The sequence below is a fragment of the Variovorax paradoxus genome (assembly GCF_040544635.1).
In the GTDB taxonomy this organism is placed as follows: domain Bacteria; phylum Pseudomonadota; class Gammaproteobacteria; order Burkholderiales; family Burkholderiaceae_C; genus Variovorax; species Variovorax paradoxus_R.
Window position 1 is genome coordinate 75,037 of record NZ_JBEPKJ010000009.1, and the last position, 14,847, is coordinate 89,883.

The 14,847-nt window shown below is 65.6% G+C and carries 18 protein-coding genes; 9 read left to right on the forward strand and 9 right to left on the reverse strand.

Annotated elements, in window-relative coordinates; translation table 11 throughout:
- Positions 1-85 precede the first annotated feature (85 nt).
- Positions 86-970: a LysR substrate-binding domain-containing protein gene (locus tag ABIC94_RS16235; protein ID WP_354374029.1), complete on the reverse strand. Its 885-nt coding sequence runs from the start codon at positions 968-970 to the stop codon at positions 86-88.
- Between the two features lie 21 nt (positions 971-991).
- A complete protein-coding gene (locus ABIC94_RS16240) occupies positions 992-1,588 on the reverse strand; it encodes a TetR/AcrR family transcriptional regulator (protein ID WP_354374030.1) in 597 nt (198 codons plus the stop codon).
- An 85-nt stretch (positions 1,589-1,673) separates the two neighbouring features.
- On the opposite strand from ABIC94_RS16240, the gene ABIC94_RS16245 reads away from it, so the two are divergent.
- From ABIC94_RS16245 to cynS, 7 genes are all read left to right on the forward strand, one after another.
- The gene (locus tag ABIC94_RS16245; protein WP_354374031.1) at positions 1,674-2,096 is read left to right on the forward strand and encodes a nuclear transport factor 2 family protein; all 423 of its coding nucleotides are present in this window, start codon (positions 1,674-1,676) and stop codon (positions 2,094-2,096) included.
- A gap of 37 nt (positions 2,097-2,133) precedes the next feature.
- The gene (locus tag ABIC94_RS16250; protein WP_354374032.1) at positions 2,134-3,315 is read left to right on the forward strand and encodes a sensor histidine kinase; all 1,182 of its coding nucleotides are present in this window, start codon (positions 2,134-2,136) and stop codon (positions 3,313-3,315) included.
- 10 nt (positions 3,316-3,325) lie between these two features.
- Positions 3,326-3,994 carry a response regulator transcription factor gene (locus ABIC94_RS16255; RefSeq protein ID WP_354374033.1) on the forward strand — a complete coding sequence of 223 codons (669 nt, stop codon included), beginning with the start codon at positions 3,326-3,328 and terminating at the stop codon, positions 3,992-3,994.
- A gap of 148 nt (positions 3,995-4,142) precedes the next feature.
- Entirely contained in the window at positions 4,143-5,498 is a 1,356-nt protein-coding gene (locus ABIC94_RS16260) for a CmpA/NrtA family ABC transporter substrate-binding protein (RefSeq protein WP_354374034.1), read from the forward strand.
- Positions 5,499-5,503: 5 nt separating this feature from the next.
- Positions 5,504-6,370, forward strand: a complete 867-nt coding sequence (gene ntrB / locus ABIC94_RS16265) for a nitrate ABC transporter permease (protein WP_354374035.1) — start codon at positions 5,504-5,506, stop codon at positions 6,368-6,370.
- Between the two features lie 22 nt (positions 6,371-6,392).
- Positions 6,393-7,223, forward strand: a complete 831-nt coding sequence (locus tag ABIC94_RS16270) for an ABC transporter ATP-binding protein (protein ID WP_354374036.1) — start codon at positions 6,393-6,395, stop codon at positions 7,221-7,223.
- 41 nt (positions 7,224-7,264) lie between these two features.
- Positions 7,265-7,708: a cyanase gene (gene cynS, locus ABIC94_RS16275; RefSeq protein ID WP_258504644.1), complete on the forward strand. Its 444-nt coding sequence runs from the start codon at positions 7,265-7,267 to the stop codon at positions 7,706-7,708.
- 22 nt (positions 7,709-7,730) lie between these two features.
- Here cynS and ABIC94_RS16280 read toward each other — a convergent pair whose 3' ends face one another.
- Together ABIC94_RS16280 and ABIC94_RS16285 are read right to left on the reverse strand one after the other, a co-directional pair.
- Positions 7,731-8,480: an SDR family oxidoreductase gene (locus tag ABIC94_RS16280; protein ID WP_354374037.1), complete on the reverse strand. Its 750-nt coding sequence runs from the start codon at positions 8,478-8,480 to the stop codon at positions 7,731-7,733.
- A 143-nt stretch (positions 8,481-8,623) separates the two neighbouring features.
- Positions 8,624-8,989, reverse strand: coding sequence for an Atu4866 domain-containing protein (locus ABIC94_RS16285; RefSeq protein WP_354374038.1), 366 nt, complete (start codon positions 8,987-8,989; stop codon positions 8,624-8,626).
- 249 nt (positions 8,990-9,238) lie between these two features.
- On the opposite strand from ABIC94_RS16285, the gene ABIC94_RS16290 reads away from it, so the two are divergent.
- On the forward strand, positions 9,239-10,231 hold the full coding sequence (locus ABIC94_RS16290) for an alpha/beta fold hydrolase (RefSeq protein ID WP_354374040.1): 993 nt from the start codon (positions 9,239-9,241) through the stop codon (positions 10,229-10,231).
- A 60-nt stretch (positions 10,232-10,291) separates the two neighbouring features.
- Here ABIC94_RS16290 and ABIC94_RS16295 read toward each other — a convergent pair whose 3' ends face one another.
- The 5 genes from ABIC94_RS16295 to ABIC94_RS16315 all read right to left on the reverse strand — a co-directional run bounded on the left by ABIC94_RS16295 (position 10,292) and on the right by ABIC94_RS16315 (position 13,968).
- Complete coding sequence (locus ABIC94_RS16295; RefSeq protein WP_354374041.1) at positions 10,292-10,540, reverse strand: hypothetical protein; 249 nt, start codon at positions 10,538-10,540, stop codon at positions 10,292-10,294.
- Positions 10,541-10,668: 128 nt separating this feature from the next.
- A complete protein-coding gene (locus ABIC94_RS16300) occupies positions 10,669-11,970 on the reverse strand; it encodes a TRAP transporter large permease (protein WP_354374042.1) in 1,302 nt (433 codons plus the stop codon).
- A complete protein-coding gene (locus ABIC94_RS16305; protein ID WP_354374043.1) occupies positions 11,967-12,470 on the reverse strand; it encodes a TRAP transporter small permease in 504 nt (167 codons plus the stop codon). Before ABIC94_RS16305 ends, ABIC94_RS16300 begins: the two co-directional genes overlap by 4 nt.
- Before the next feature lie 10 nt (positions 12,471-12,480).
- Positions 12,481-13,473: a TRAP transporter substrate-binding protein DctP gene (dctP, locus tag ABIC94_RS16310; protein ID WP_354374045.1), complete on the reverse strand. Its 993-nt coding sequence runs from the start codon at positions 13,471-13,473 to the stop codon at positions 12,481-12,483.
- A 42-nt stretch (positions 13,474-13,515) separates the two neighbouring features.
- Positions 13,516-13,968 (reverse strand): type II 3-dehydroquinate dehydratase, encoded by a 453-nt coding sequence (locus ABIC94_RS16315; protein ID WP_354374047.1) that lies wholly within the window; start codon positions 13,966-13,968, stop codon positions 13,516-13,518.
- A 67-nt stretch (positions 13,969-14,035) separates the two neighbouring features.
- On the opposite strand from ABIC94_RS16315, the gene ABIC94_RS16320 reads away from it, so the two are divergent.
- Positions 14,036-14,830, forward strand: a complete 795-nt coding sequence (locus ABIC94_RS16320; RefSeq protein WP_354374048.1) for an IclR family transcriptional regulator — start codon at positions 14,036-14,038, stop codon at positions 14,828-14,830.
- Positions 14,831-14,847 lie beyond the last annotated feature (17 nt).

Below are 14,847 nucleotides of genomic sequence, written 5' to 3' on the forward strand. Positions count from 1 at the left end.
GGGCCCGCAACGGTCCGAGTCTGATCCACCCCAAGGCCGCCGGTCTGAAATTTACCCGGTCCTGGCCTGAAAAAAATTCAAGTCGTCAGCCGCGCAGCGCGTCTCGCAGCCATTCGACGAATGTGGCGCACTCCCAGCGCTCCATCGCACCCGGCCGCCAGCAGATGAAGTAGGCGTTGGGCGAGGGCACGCTCGCTTTCGAAAGCCGCACGAGCCGGCCGCTCTCGAGCCAGGCGCTTCCGAGCTTCAGGTGCATCAGCACCACGCCGAAGTCTTCGGCCGCCGCATCGAGCGCCAGGCCCAGGTCGTGAAACTGGTGGCCCGCAGCCGGCTCCGGCAGGCCGATGCCGCAGGCCTTGAACCAGGTGCGCCAGGCTTCCAGCGGCGTACGCAGCAGCTGGGCGCGGGACACTTCCGCATCCGTCGCAAAGCCGTCGAACGGACCATGGCGCTCCCGGTAGGCCGGGCTGCACACCGGCGACACCTCGTCGGCCAGCAGCTGAAAAAACTCGCGGTCGTGGAACGGACCGGTGCCGAAGCGCAGCTCGATGTCGGCCTCTTCGGCCGTCATGTTGCGCACCGGCGTGGTCACCTGCAGCATCAACTCGATGTTCGGATACGCGTCGCGGAACAGGGCCAGCCGGGGCAAGAGTATCTGGCGCGAGAAGGTGGGCGTTACCGCCACGCGCAGCCGCCGCACCTGCGATTCGGGCTCGCGCCCGGGCACCTGCTGCAACGCTGCAATGGCTTCGCGCACGCGGGCCAGGTAGGCGATGCCGTCCGCGCTCAGGCTGAAGTCGTTTCCCCTGAAGAACCTGAGCGCCAGCTGCGACTCGAGCTGCCGTATGCGATGGCTTATCGCGCTGGGGGTGACGCTGAGCTCTTCCGCCGCAAGGTTCACGCTGCGCAGCCGTGCAACGGCCTCGAAAGCCTGCAGGCCCTGTGTGGAGGGAAGTCGCGTCGAAGCCATGGGTTGTTTCCGGAGCGGATGTTAGCGGGCCGGCGCCGGCACGGCGGCCAAAGCCTCGAGCAGGCGCCGCAGATCGCAGACGGCTTCGTGCGCCATGGCCGCGCCGCCCATCTGTGCCTTGACAATGGCGCCGTCCACCCCGAGCGCAGCCGCCTGCGCGAGCGCCATGCCTGCGGGTGAAGCCGCGGGCAGCAGGCCCGCGATGACCTCCACCATCTCGCGCTTGTGTTCGCGCGCACGCTCGGCGGCGCCCTCCACGCTGCCGCCCACCTCGGCCACCGAGTTGATGAAAGCGCAGCCCCGAAAGACAGGATCTGCGAACCATTCGGCCATGACGTCGGCCAGCAGCGGCAAGGCTCCGGCATCGCCCGCACGGTCGTGTGCGCCGCGGCGGCCGAGCGCATCGACGAACCACGCCATCCATTGCGCATGGCGATGGTCGAGAAACTCGCGCACCAGGTCGTCCTTCGACGGGAAGTGCCGGTAGAAGGTGACCTTGGTCACGCCCGATGCGGCAATGACGCGGTCGATGCCCGTGGCCCGGATTCCATCGGCATAGAAGAGGTCGTGCGCGGTCAGCAGGATGCGCTCGCGCGCGGGCAGTGCGGAGATGTCCATGGCGCTATTGTAGGCATGTAGACAGATCTGTCTACATATGGCACATTGCGGGCCTTCACCATCCCTTCCTCAAAGAAAGAACGCCATGGAATCCCGTCCGCCGCTGCCTCCCTTTACCCTTGAAACCGCAACGAAGAAAGTGCAGGCCGCCGAAGACGCCTGGAACACGCGCGACCCGGTCCGCGTGAGCCTGGCCTACACGCCCGACACCGAATGGCGAAACCGCGCCGATTTCGTCAGCGGACGCGAGCAGGTGGTCGGCTTCCTCACCCGCAAATGGGAGCGCGAGCTCGACTACCGGCTGAAGAAGACACTCTGGGCTTTCATGGACAACCGCATTGCGGTGCGTTTCGAATACGAATGGCACGACGCGGCCGGCCAATGGTTTCGCAGCCACGGCAACGAGAACTGGGAGTTCGCGGAGAACGGGTTGATGCAGCGGCGCTACGCGAGCATCAACGACCAGCCCATTGCCGAGTCGGAGCGCAAGTTCCGCTGGGAACGCTGACCGGCCTTCGGGCACGGGTGTTGCTTGCTTTTGGTGCATGGAGACACCCGTACTGAACCCCACCGCCAGCCACCCGCTCTGGCAGCATCAATTGGGGTTGCTGCTCGAGTCCACCGGCGAAGGAATCTTCGGCATCGACCTCGACGGCCATTGCATGTTCATCAACCGGGCCGGCGCGCAAATGCTGGGCCACGAGGCGCGTGACGTGATCGGCAGCAACATGCACGAGCTCACGCACCATTCGCACCCCGACGGCTCGCACTACGCCGACACGGACTGTCCCATCTTCAACGTCTTTCGCCGCGGCCTGCCGTGCCGCATCGACACCGAGGTGTTCTGGCGCCGCGACGGCAGCGCCTTTGCGGTGGAGTATTCGAGCCACCCCATCATGGACGGCGCGCAGGTACGCGGTGCGGTCATTACCTTCGTCGACATCACCGAGCGCCGCCGCCAGGCCGAGGCGCTGCAGCAGGCCAAGGACGAGCTCGGCCTACGCGTGCAGGAGCGTACGCGCGAGCTCAGCGATGCGCTGGTGCAGTTGCGCGAGCTTTCGGCCTGGCTCGACAAGGTGCGCGAAGACGAGCGCACCCGCATTGCGCGCGAAGTGCACGACGAACTCGGCAGCCTGCTGGTGGCACTCAAGATGGACGTCAACTGGATCGGCAAGCGCCTGGGCGAACAGCAGGAGCGCGCACCCGACGCAGCGCAGGCCATGCGCGAGCAGATGCGCGGCAAGTGCAGCAACATGAGCCAACTGATCGAACGCGCGGTCGACAACGTGGGCCGCATCATCACCGACTTGCGCCCGAGCATCCTCGACCACCAGGGCCTGTGGGCCGCGCTCGAATGGCAGGCGCATGAGTTCGTTCAATCGGCCGAGCTGGCGCTGCAGTGGCACCTCGACGTGCCGGCGGGCGTGGAGCTTCCCGAGCCTGCGGCCATGGCGGTATTTCGCATCTTCCAGGAGATGCTGAGCAACGTCGGGCGCCATGCCAGGGCGCGCAGCCTCGACATTCGCATCGATGTTCAACAGCGGCACTTGAGCATCAGCGTGCGCGACGATGGCATCGGCGCGCCGGCGCAGGCCTTCGAGGCGGCCACCGCCTATGGCGTGCTCGGCATGCGGGAGCGCGCGCGCCACTTCGGCGGGCGCATCGATATCGAAAGCCATGTGGGCGAGGGCAGCACCTTCCGCCTGCACCTGCCGTTGCCGGTGTAGGCTCCGACGAATGAACGACATCCGCGTACTCATCGGAGACGACCACCGCATCGTGCGCGAGGGCCTCAAGCAGATGCTCGGCGACCTCTCCAACGGCCTGCCCTCGATGACCGTGCGCGCCGAAGCGCAAACCGGCCCCGAGGTGCTGGCCGCCGTGCAGGAACTCGGCGGCTCCGAAGGCCTGGACGTAGTGCTGCTCGACATCGCGATGCCGGGCCGCGACGGCCTCGACGTGCTCCAGGCCTTGCACAAAGACTGGCCCACGCTGCCGGTGCTGATGCTCAGCACCTATCCCGAAAAGCAATACGCAGTGCGCTGCATCAAGCTCGGTGCCTCCGGCTACCTGAACAAGAGCGCCGATGCCGACGACATGGTGAGTGCGGTGCGCAAGGTGGCGGCGGGTGGCCTGTATGTCTCGGCCGGCACGGCGGAAGCGCTGGCTGCGGCGGTGGGCCGCAATGCGGGGCAGGGCCCCGAACAGCTTTCGCATCGCGAGCACCAGGTGTATCGCCTGCTCAGTACCGGGCACAGCGTGAGCGAAATTGGTGCGCAGCTGGGCCTGGCGCCCAACACCGTGAGTACTTACCGTGCGCGCATTCTCGAAAAGACCGGCACCAAGAACGACGTGGAGCTCGCGTTGTATGCCGAGCGCCACGGCAAAGCCGCGCCCGCAGCCTGAAAACGAAGCCGGCGGGCACTGCCTTGTAGTGCCAGCCCTACAAGGCCTCGACAGCAGCGGCACGATCTGCAGTCCATAGGCCTTTCGGCCTCGCTTCCGGCCCGCGCCTTGCATCGTGGCAAGCATCTTTTCACCGAGGTGCAACACCATGTCCAGCCCATCCGACTCGACCGCCTGCGATCTCTATGACGCCGACCGGCCACTGAGCATGCGCTGCGCCTGCGGCCGCAATCATGGCCGCGGCGCAGAGATCGACGTCAGCCCCGACGACAAGCTCGAGGCCAGCCTCATGAAGGCGCTGTTCCCGATCGACAGCGTGCGCCGCAATTTCCTGCGTGCCGTGGGCGCCAACACCGCGCGCGCCGCCATTGCCTCGGTGCTGCCGCTGGGCACGCTGCAGGCCATGGCGCAAGACAAGGCGCCGCTTGAAAAGACCAACCTCAAGATCGGCTTCATTCCCATCACCTGCGCCACGCCGCTCATCATGGCGCACCCGCTGGGCTTCTATCAGAAGCAGGGGCTCAACGTCGAGGTGGTGAAGACGGCCGGCTGGGCGCTCATCCGCGACAAGATGCTCAACAAGGAATACGACGCCACGCATTTCCTGTCGCCGATGCCGCTCGCCATTTCGATGGGGGCCGGCTCGAACCAGGTGCCGATGAATGTCGCCACCATTCAGAACACCAACGGCCAGGCCATTACGCTGGCCAACAAGCACAAGGACAAGCGCGATCCGAAGATGTGGAAGGGCATGAAGTTTGCCGTGCCCTTCGAGTACAGCATGCACAACTTCCTGTTGCGCTACTACGTGGCCGAGGCGGGCCTGAACCCCGACACCGACATCCAGATTCGCGTGGTGCCGCCGCCCGAGATGGTGGCCAACCTGCGAGCCGGCAACATCGACGGCTACCTGGGCCCCGACCCCTTCAACCAGCGCGCCGTATTCGAGGAAATCGGCTTCCTGCACCTTTTGACCAAAGACCTGTGGAACGGTCACCCGTGCTGCGCCTTCGGAACCTCGACCGAGTTCATCGAGAAGAATCCCAACACTTTCGCCGCGCTGGTGCGCTCGGTGCTCACGGCCTCCGCCATGGCACGCGACCCGAAGAACCGTGAACTCATCGCCAAGGTGATTGCGCCCGCGCAGTACCTGAACCAGCCGGAGACGGTGATCAACCAGGTGCTCACCGGCAAGTTTGCCGACGGCCTGGGCAACATCCGCACCGTGCCCGACCGCGCCGACTTCGACCCGATTCCGTGGCAGTCGATGGCGGTGTGGATGCTCACGCAGATGAAGCGCTGGGGCTATGTGAAGGGCGATGTCAACTACAAGCAGATCGCGGAGAAGGTGTTCCTGCTGACCGACGCCAAGAAGCGCATGAAGGAGCTCGGCCAGAGCGCGCCCGATGGCGCCTACCCCAAGTTCACCATCATGGGCAAGGTGTTCGACCCCGCGAAGCCCGACGACTACGTCAAGAGCTTTGCCATCAGCAAGATGGCTTGAACAACATGCGCAAGAAAATCCTCTCGTTCAAGGCGGCGCTGGTGTCGTTGTTGATGTTCCTGCTGCTGATCGGGGTATGGCAGCTCGCCACCCTGCCGGCGGCCGGCAACGGCGCCCCCGCCGGCATGACCGCCGAGCAGATCGAATACCAGAAGATGCTCGGCAAGGACCCGGGAGGGCAGGTCAAGAGCTCGGGCTTCCCGACGCCGGCGGAAATGGCCGTGACAGCGTGGAAGCACTTGTCGAACCCCTTCTACGACAACGGGCCGAACGACAAGGGCATTGCCATCCAGCTGGCGTACTCGCTCGGGCGCGTGGGCCTGGGCTTTCTTCTGGCCTGCGTGGTCGCGGTGCCGCTGGGCTTTGTCATCGGCATGTCGCCGCTGCTGCACAAGGCCTTCGATCCGTTCATCCAGGTGCTCAAGCCCATATCGCCGCTCGCGTGGATGCCGCTTGCGCTCTACACCATCAAGGACTCGTCGGTCAGCGGCATCTTCGTGATCTTCATCTGCTCGGTGTGGCCGATGCTGCTCAACACCGCCTTCGGCGTGGCCTCGGTCAAGCGCGAATGGCTCAACGTGGCGAGCACGTTGGAAGTGAAGCCGCTGCGCCGCGCGTTCCGCGTCATATTGCCCGCGGCGGCACCCACCATTCTCACGGGCATGCGCATCAGCATGAGCATTGCGTGGCTCGTCATCGTGGCGGCCGAAATGCTGGTGGGCGGCACGGGCATCGGCTACTTCGTGTGGAACGAGTGGAACAACCTCTCGCTCACCAACGTGATCTTCGCGATCCTGGTGATCGGCGTGGTCGGCATGCTGCTGGACCAGGCCTTTGCCGGACTGCAGCGAAAGGTGACCTATGTGGAGTGATCGATCGGCACAAGGCGCCCTCATGACAGCTGTTCCCATCCCATCATCGCCCGCCGCCGGCGGCTTCCTGCGCATCGAAGGGCTTGCCAAGGCCTTCGCGCCCGCGCGGCCCGTGTTCGCCGACGTGTCGTTCACGCTCGACCGCGGCGAGTTCGTCTGCATCATCGGCCACTCGGGCTGCGGCAAGACCACCATCCTCAACGTGCTGGCCGGGCTCGACCAGGCCAGCGCCGGCCACGTGTTCATGGACGGCCGCGAGGTGGCCGGCCCGAGCCTGGAGCGCGGCGTGGTGTTCCAGAGCCATGCGCTCATGCCGTGGCTCACCGTGCGCAAGAACATCGCCTTTGCCGTGAGCTCGCGCTGGCCCGACTGGCCGGCCGCGCAGGTCGATGCGCAGGTGGAGCGCTTCGTGGCCATGGTGGGCCTGCAGGCCGCCATCGACAAGAAGCCCTCGCAGCTTTCGGGCGGCATGAAGCAGCGCGTGGGCATTGCGCGGGCCTTTGCCATCCAGCCGAAGATGTTGCTGCTCGACGAGCCCTTCGGCGCACTCGATGCACTCACGCGCGGCACCATTCAAGACGAGCTGATGGCCATCGTGCGCCAGACGCAGCAAACCGTTTTCATGATCACGCACGACGTGGACGAAGCCATCCTGCTGGCCGACCGCATCCTGCTGATGACCAACGGCGCCGAGCAGCCGGGTGGCGGCTGGCGGCCCGGCAACATCGCCGAGACCGTGGTCAACCCGCTGCCGCGCGAGCGCACGCGCGCTTCGCTGCATCACCTCGATGGCTACTACGCGCTGCGCAACCACATCGTCGATTTCCTCGTCACGCGCGCCAAGGCGTCGTGACTTTCACTTCATCCATCCAACTCGATCAGGAGCAAACCCGCATGAACCGCAACGACGTTACCGAGAAGATCATCACCGTGAAGGTGTCCAAGGGCATTCAATGGGCCGACGTGGCCAAGAAGGTGGGCCTCTCCAAGGAGTGGACCACCGCCGCATGCCTGGGGCAGATGACGCTCGACGACAAGCAGGCGAAGATCATCGGCAAGATCTTCGGCCTGACCGTCGAGGAACAGAAATGGCTCAAGGTCGTGCCCTACAAGGGCTCGCTGCCCACGCCCGTTCCGACCGATCCGCTCATCTACCGCTGGTACGAGGTGGTGAGCGTGTATGGCACCACCATCAAGGAACTGATCCATGAAGAATTCGGCGACGGCATCATGAGCGCCATCGATTTCAGCATGGACATCCAGCGCCAGGCCGACCCGAAGGGAGACCGCGTCAACGTGGTGCTGTCGGGCAAGTTCCTGCCCTACAAGACCTACTGACGCGGCCGGCCGGACCGCAGAGTCAGAACGCGTGCTCGGCCGGCTTCGGCCGCCACGCCGGACGCCGGGGTGCCAAGATGCTGCTGCCTTCGATGGCGCCGGCAATCGAGCGTGCCACGGCTTCCGCCGGCACCGCGATGCGCCGCCGCGTGACCATGCGCTCGAAGGTGCTGCAGGCGGCAATGCGGTCGGCCAGCGTGTTGTCAGCCTCGCTCACGTCGGGGCGCACCACCGTCACGCGCACCCGCCCCGCATGCTCCTGCCGCAGCCCTTCGGAGATAGCGTCCACCGCGTACTGCGTGCCGCAATACACCGCCGAGTTCGGCGACACGCCGTCCGCGGGCACCGGCGCCACGTTGACGATGTGGCCCCAGCCCTGTTCCTGCATCGTCGGGAGGACCGCCGCAACACCCAGCAGCACGCCGCGCAGGTTCACGTCGATCATCAGTTCCCATTCGTCGATCTTGCGCGTCCACAGTGGCGAGCGCGGCATCACGCCCGCGGCGTTCACCAGCACGTCGATGCGGTCATGCGTCTCGAGTGCAAACTCGGCAAACGCTTCCACGTCGGGCCGGTAGGTCACGTCGAGCCTCTGGAAGCTCGCCGTTCCGCCGGCCGCCGTGATTTCTTCCACCAGTGCTTCGAGCTGATGGGTACGCCGCGCGCCGAGCACCACCTTGGCGCCACGCCGCGCGAGCAGCCGCGCGGCCGCAGCGCCGATGCCGCCGCTTGCGCCCGTGATGAGGACGACTTTTTCCTGGATTGCGCTCATAAGAAACTCCTCGTGCTGGTTGGTATGAACCATGGCGCAACGCTGCGCCGGCATGGTGACAAGTCTCGCGCCGATGGTGCCGCGGGCGTTATCCGGATCGAACGGCGTTCTTGCCTGATTCTGCAAAACGCGCGTGTCCGGCCTCAGCGCCGCGGTGTACTTTCGCGGTAAAGCACCATTCCGGCGTGGTACAGCACGCCGTCGCGAAAGTCGCCGTCGGCCGTAAAGCCGGTGTCGTCCACGTAGTCGATGTGATCGCCGCGCAGCGTGTAGCGGCCCTGGTAGGCGCTGCGGCGGTTGCCGCGCGCCTCGTCATAGCGGCCGCCCGGCAGCAGCTCGTGGCGGATGTAGCCGTCCTTGGTGACCCACATGCCGACATAGCGGTTCTGATCGGTCGGCGCGCGGGCCGACTCGGTTTGCGAGTGCGATGGCGCGGAAGCCATCGCCAGGGAGAGCGAGAGTGCGGCGAGGGTGCTGCCGCTGCGGTGTGTGATGGTGCCGGTGGACATGGTGTGCGCCTTTCTTTCGATGGTGTGGATGGATCGGCCGGTTTGGCTTCTCGTGCCACGCCATTGTGAAAAGAGCACCGCTGCGAGCGTTATCCGCTTCGTGTCGATTTCTTGCCCGATTCTGCGCAAGCCCCCGGGGGGCGGCCCGCTCGAGCGGCATCCGGGAAAGCGATTCGCCTTTCTTCGCCGTTCCGGCCACACAATGCGCTGCTCTGAGGCTCACTGTTGAAAACCGCCAGACGTCGAACCATGCATATCGTCCTGGGAGTCGCCGCATTCGCGGCATTGCTCGTCCTGGCGGGCGTCGTGTACGAGCGCCTCGGTCAATACCGGGCCGCCCGGGACTTTCCTCCGCCCGGAAAAATGGTCGACATCGGCGGCCGCAGGATCCAGCTGGATTGCCGGGGCGCGGGCTCTCCCACTGTCGTGTTCGAGGCGGGGCTGAGCGTCGAAGGTTCGCTGAGCTGGTCCGCCGTCCAGCCGAAGATCGCCGCCCACACGCGCGCCTGCGCGTACAGCCGCGCGGGCCTGATGTGGAGCGATTCTTCGAGCGCTCTTCACAGCGCGAAGCAGGTGGCGCAAGACCTTCACGCAGCGCTGGCCAACGCGGGCGAACACGGTCCCTTCGTGCTGGTGGGCCAATCTATCGGGGCTCTTTACGCCATGAGCTTCACCAAGTATTTCGGCCCGGAGGTGGCGGGGCTGGTTTTTGTCGACCCCTCGCATCCGCAGCAGGTCGAGCGTGTCGCGGGCTTCATGACGGAGTCGCGGTCCATGCTGTCCCGGATCGGTGTGGCACTTGGATGGTCCGGCATCCTGCGAGCGGCGGCCCCCGTGCTTCTGCCGCAGGCGCGGCATCAGTCCGCACGCGATGCACATGCGGTTTGGGCTTACGCGCCCAAGTCGTTGGCGACGCAACTCGCGGAGAGCGATTCCACAGACCGCACGCTCGCCGAGACGCGAGACTTTCGGAAGTTGGGTAACCGCCCGCTGGTGGTGCTGACCGCGATGGCTCCGTACACCGAGGCCGAACTCCGGGGGATGAAGATCACGCCCGAGCAAGGCCGGCAGGTTCAGGCCATCTGGAAGCAGCTGCATGAAGAGGAGGCGACCTGGTCGTCTCGAAGCACCCATCGGGTACTGCCGAATTCAGGGCACAACATCCAACTCGAAGATCCGGATGCCGTGGTCGAAGCGGTGCTGTCGGTCGTGCGGGCTGGCGGACCTACCGAGGCTCGGTGACGATAGACCTGCAGCGGACCGGTTCGCGGAGGCGAACGAACTCAGGTCCGTTCTTGCAACCTATTCCCTGGCTTCTTCGATGGAGTCGTCCCACTCGGCGCCCAGCGCAACCCGAATGTGCGATGCCACAGCCGAAAGGCGTGCGTCCGACACTGCGACGGGTGGTGCGTCGTCCAGGTGATTGGCAATGACCTGAAGTTCTGCAGCCGCCTGCGGCGAGTACTTCAATACCGAAGCCAGGCATGTGGTCAGCGCGAATATACGGCTCTCCGCGGCGTCCAGGCGCCGGGTGACTGCGTCGAGGTCCATCTTGTCTGCCTCTCGCAGAGGCCGTAGTAGGGGGAACCTCGACGTTATCTCCGGCCGGCGGCCCGACCTGTCGGCCAGCATCCGGCACATGCGTCGGCGCATTCCCCTACGGCCGAGGGCCGCTCCGCTCAGCCCGAATATCCCGCCAGCCTCGGCAGGAACAGCACCATGTCCGGCCACACCGTCACCAGTGCCAGCGCGCCCAGCATGACCATGAGAAAAGGAAAGGTCTCGCGGATCAGCACCATCAGCGACACGTTTGCGATCTTGGCCATCATGAACAGCAGCAGGCCGTAGGGCGGTGTCACCAGCCCGATCATGATGTTCAGCACCGCCATCACGCCGAAGTGCACGGGGTCGATGCCCAGCGCAGTGGCGGTCGGCAGCAGCACGGGCAGCATGATCAGGATGATCGTCGAGCCTTCGAGGAACGCGCCCAGCACCAGCAGCAGAAGGTTCACCAGCAGCAGGAAGCCGAACGGGGAGAGCTCCAGCCCTTTCATTGCCGTGCTCAGCGTCGCGGGAATGTTCTCGGAGGTGATGACGTAGTTGAACACCATCGCCCCGGCGATCAGCATGCCGATGGAAATGCTCATGCGTGCGCTGGAGAGCAGCGACTGGTACAGGTCCGCCCAGCGCATGCTGCGATACAAGCCCACGGAAATGAGCAGCGCGTACGCGGCGGCAATGCCCGCTGCTTCGGTGGGCGTGGTCACGCCGCTGTACAGGCAGCCCAGCAGGATGACCGGCAGCATGAGGGCCGGCAGCGCCTCGCGGGTGATGCGGGGCATCTCGCGCAGCGGCACCCTCGGCTCGACCGGAAAACGGCCCCGGCGCGCCAGCACGTAGATCAGGCCCATCTGCACCGCGCCCAGCAGCAGGCCCGGCAGCACCCCGGCAATGAACAGGTAGCCGATCGAAGTTCCGGACACCAGCGCATACAGCACCAGGGGAATGGAAGGCGGCAGGATCGGCCCGATCACGGACGACACGGCACTCAACGCCGCGGCAAAGCCCGGCGTGTACTTGCCGTCCTTGGTCATCATCTCCTGCATCAGCTTGCCCGAGCCCGCCGCGTCGGCCAGCGCCGAGCCCGACATGGTGGCGAACACGATGCTCTGCAGCACGTTCACCTGCGCCAGGCCGCCCGGAAAGCGGCCCACGATGGCATTGCAGAAGCGCAGCAGCCGGTCCAGGATGCTGCCCGAACTCATGATGGTGGCCGCCAGGATGAAGAGCGGAATCGCCAGCATCAGAAAGCTGGAGTAGGTGCCGTTGAGCAACTGCTCCGCCGCGGCGCCCATGTCCATGCCCTTGAGGTACAGGTAGAGAACGGAGCCGCCGATCATCGCGTGGCCGATGGGCACGCCCAGGAGACTGAGCGCCACGATGACGTAGAGCGCCAGCGAAAAAGGACTGGTGAAGTTCACAGTGCAGATGAGGAAGAAGAAGGTAAGTCGTCCGACGCCGGTGCGGGCCCGCGGATGAGTTGGCGCAGGCTGCGGGCCATGACGGCCACGACGAACACCAGGTAGATGGCGTACATCACGTCCATGCGTATGCCGAGGTACGAGCTCTTCTCGACCTTCATGAAGCTCACGTAGGCGTACGAAGCCGGCAGCGACATGCCGAACAGCACGATCACGCCCAGCGCCGCAATGGCGCCGACGACGCGGCGCGTGCGCGGGCCGGAATTCGCGGCGACGAAGTCCATCCGGATCTCGTCGGAGTCTTTCAGCACGAAAGCCGCGCCCCAGAGCACCAGCCACAGCCACGCCGCCAGCGAAACCTCGGAGGTCCAGCCCACCGGCCAGTTGAACAGGTAGCGCAATGCGATCTGCACGATGAACGCGACGAAGATCACTCCCAGAAACAGTGCCGCAACCGCTTCGGCGAAGCGGTGCAGCAGCGACAGCACGCGGTCGAACATGGCCGCCGCGTCACTTCATGGCATTGATCTTGTCGAGCATGCCGGGCGGCCAGGTCTTCGCATCGTCCGAGGCGAGATAGGCCTTCTGCGCATGGTCGCGAAAGGCGTTGATGTTGGGCACGTACACCTCCAGCCCCTGCTTGCGGAAGCTCTCGGCCAGCTCGGCTTCGCGCTTCTGGTGCTCGGCCGTGCTCCAGGCAATGGCCTTGTCCGCCGCGGCCTGGAAGGTGCGCTGCTTCGCGGGCGTCATGCCCTGCCAGGTCTTCATGTTCACCGTGAGCAGGTCGAAGGCCACCAGGTGCGAGGTCAGCACGATCTGCGACATCACCTCGTTGAACTTCATGTTCTGCACGTTGGGCAGCGGATTGTCCTGGCCGTCGATGGCGCCCGTCTGCAGGCCGGTATAGGTCTCGGCGTAGGCCATGGGCGTGGGGTTGGCGCCGAGCGAGCGGCCCAGCATCTGCCAGGTGTCGCCGGGCGGCATGCGCAGCTTCACGCCGGCGAGGTCGGCGGGCGTGCTGACCCGCTTCTTCGTCTTCAGCCCCACGTGGCGCGTGCCGAAGAAGGTCGGCCCGAGGATCTTCACCTTCACCTGGTCTTCCACCATCTTCTTCATCTGCGCGCCGAGGTCGCTCGCGAAGAACTTGCTCAGGTGATCGGGGTCGCGGAACAGGTAGGCCGAGGTGAGCAGCGACCACGCCGGCACCTGCTTTGAAATGTCTTGCGGCGCGATGTTGCCCATCTCCAGGTTGTCGCGTTGCAGGGCGACGAGTTCGGTGCCCTGGCGGAACAGCGTGGAGTTCAGGAACATCTCGAGCTTGAAATCGGCCTCGATGTCCTTGGCGAACATCTTCATCATGTCGGCGCGAATGTCCTTGTCCGAAAACACCGCGGCGAACCGCAGCGTGGGCGGTGTGGTCTGGGCCCGGGCCGGCAGCACGGCGCCTGCGGCCAGCGCGGCTCCAGCGCCCAGCAGCGTACGGCGATCGATGGAAAAGGTCATGGTGTCTGTCTCCTGTTGTGTTGTGATGATGAACGCGGGAACTCAGGCTGTCGATGCAGCCGCCAGGCGCTGCGCCAGCGCCCGGATCGCCAGCTCGTAGCCGAAGGCGCCGAAGCCGCAGATCACGCCCGTGGCGGCGAGCGACACCAGCGAATGCTGATAGAGCGCATCGCGGCGGTGGATGTTGGTGATGTGGACTTCCGCAATGGGCTGCTCGAGCGTCTTGAGCGCATCCAGCAGCGGAATGGATCGGAACGACAGCCCCGCCGGATTGATGGCCACCGCCGCAGCCTGCTCGCGGGCTTCCTGCACCCAGTCCACCATCACGCCTTCGTGGTTGGTCTGGCGAAAGTCGCAGTCCAGTCCCAGTTCGCCGGTGACGCGGCGGCACAGCTGCTCCACCTGCGCCAGCGTGGTGCCGCCGTACAGATGCGGCTCGCGCACGCCCAGCAGGTTGAGGTTGGGGCCGTTGAGGATGTAGACGATTGAACTCATGCGGCCGATTCTTCGGCGGCGCCAGGAAAGACTTTCCAAATTGGAAACAACTTTCATAATGCAGGATATGAGCATCTCACTCGACCGGGGCCTTTCCGTGGTGGAACACCTTGCGCGGCATCCGCAGGGGTTGCCGCTCACGCTGCTCGCCTCCGAGCTCGACATTCCGCTCGGCGCCTGCCACCGCTTGCTTGCCGACCTGCAGCGCCGCGGCTACGTGCGCCAGACGCGCAAGCAGGGCGACTACGTGCTGACGACCAAGGTGGTGTCGCTTGGGCTGGGCTTCCTGAGCGGGGCGGGCATCGTGAACATCGCCGAGCCGCTGCTGGAGCGGCTGGCGCAGGCCTCGGGCGAACTGGTGCGGCTGTCCATCGTGGACGAAGACCGCCTCACCTGGGTCGCCAAGTCGCAGGGCATGCGGCAGGCGGGGCTGCGCTACGACCCGGACATGGGCATGGATGCGCGCCTGTCGTGCACGTCTTCCGGCCACGCCTGGCTGATGGCGCTGAGCGACGAACGCGCACTGGAGCTCGTCTCGCGCCAGGGATTCGGCACGCCCTCGGAATACGGCCCGAAGGCGCCGACCACCATTCGCGCACTGCTGGGTTTTCTGCATGCGGCGCGGGTGCGCGGCTACGCGATGATCGACGAGGTCTTTGCGCCCGGCATGGCCGCCATGGCCGCGCCCGTGTTCCGCCGCAAGGAGGTGATCGGCGTCATCAGCATCGCCGGACCCCGCACGCGCCTCGGCAGCGAGCGCATGCACGACCTGGCACCGGCGCTGCTGGCCGCGACGGCCGAGCTCGGGCCGATCAGCAACGCATCGAGCCTGTTCGGCCGCCCTTCGCTGGGGAAGGGCTGAATCGCGCGACTTGGCTT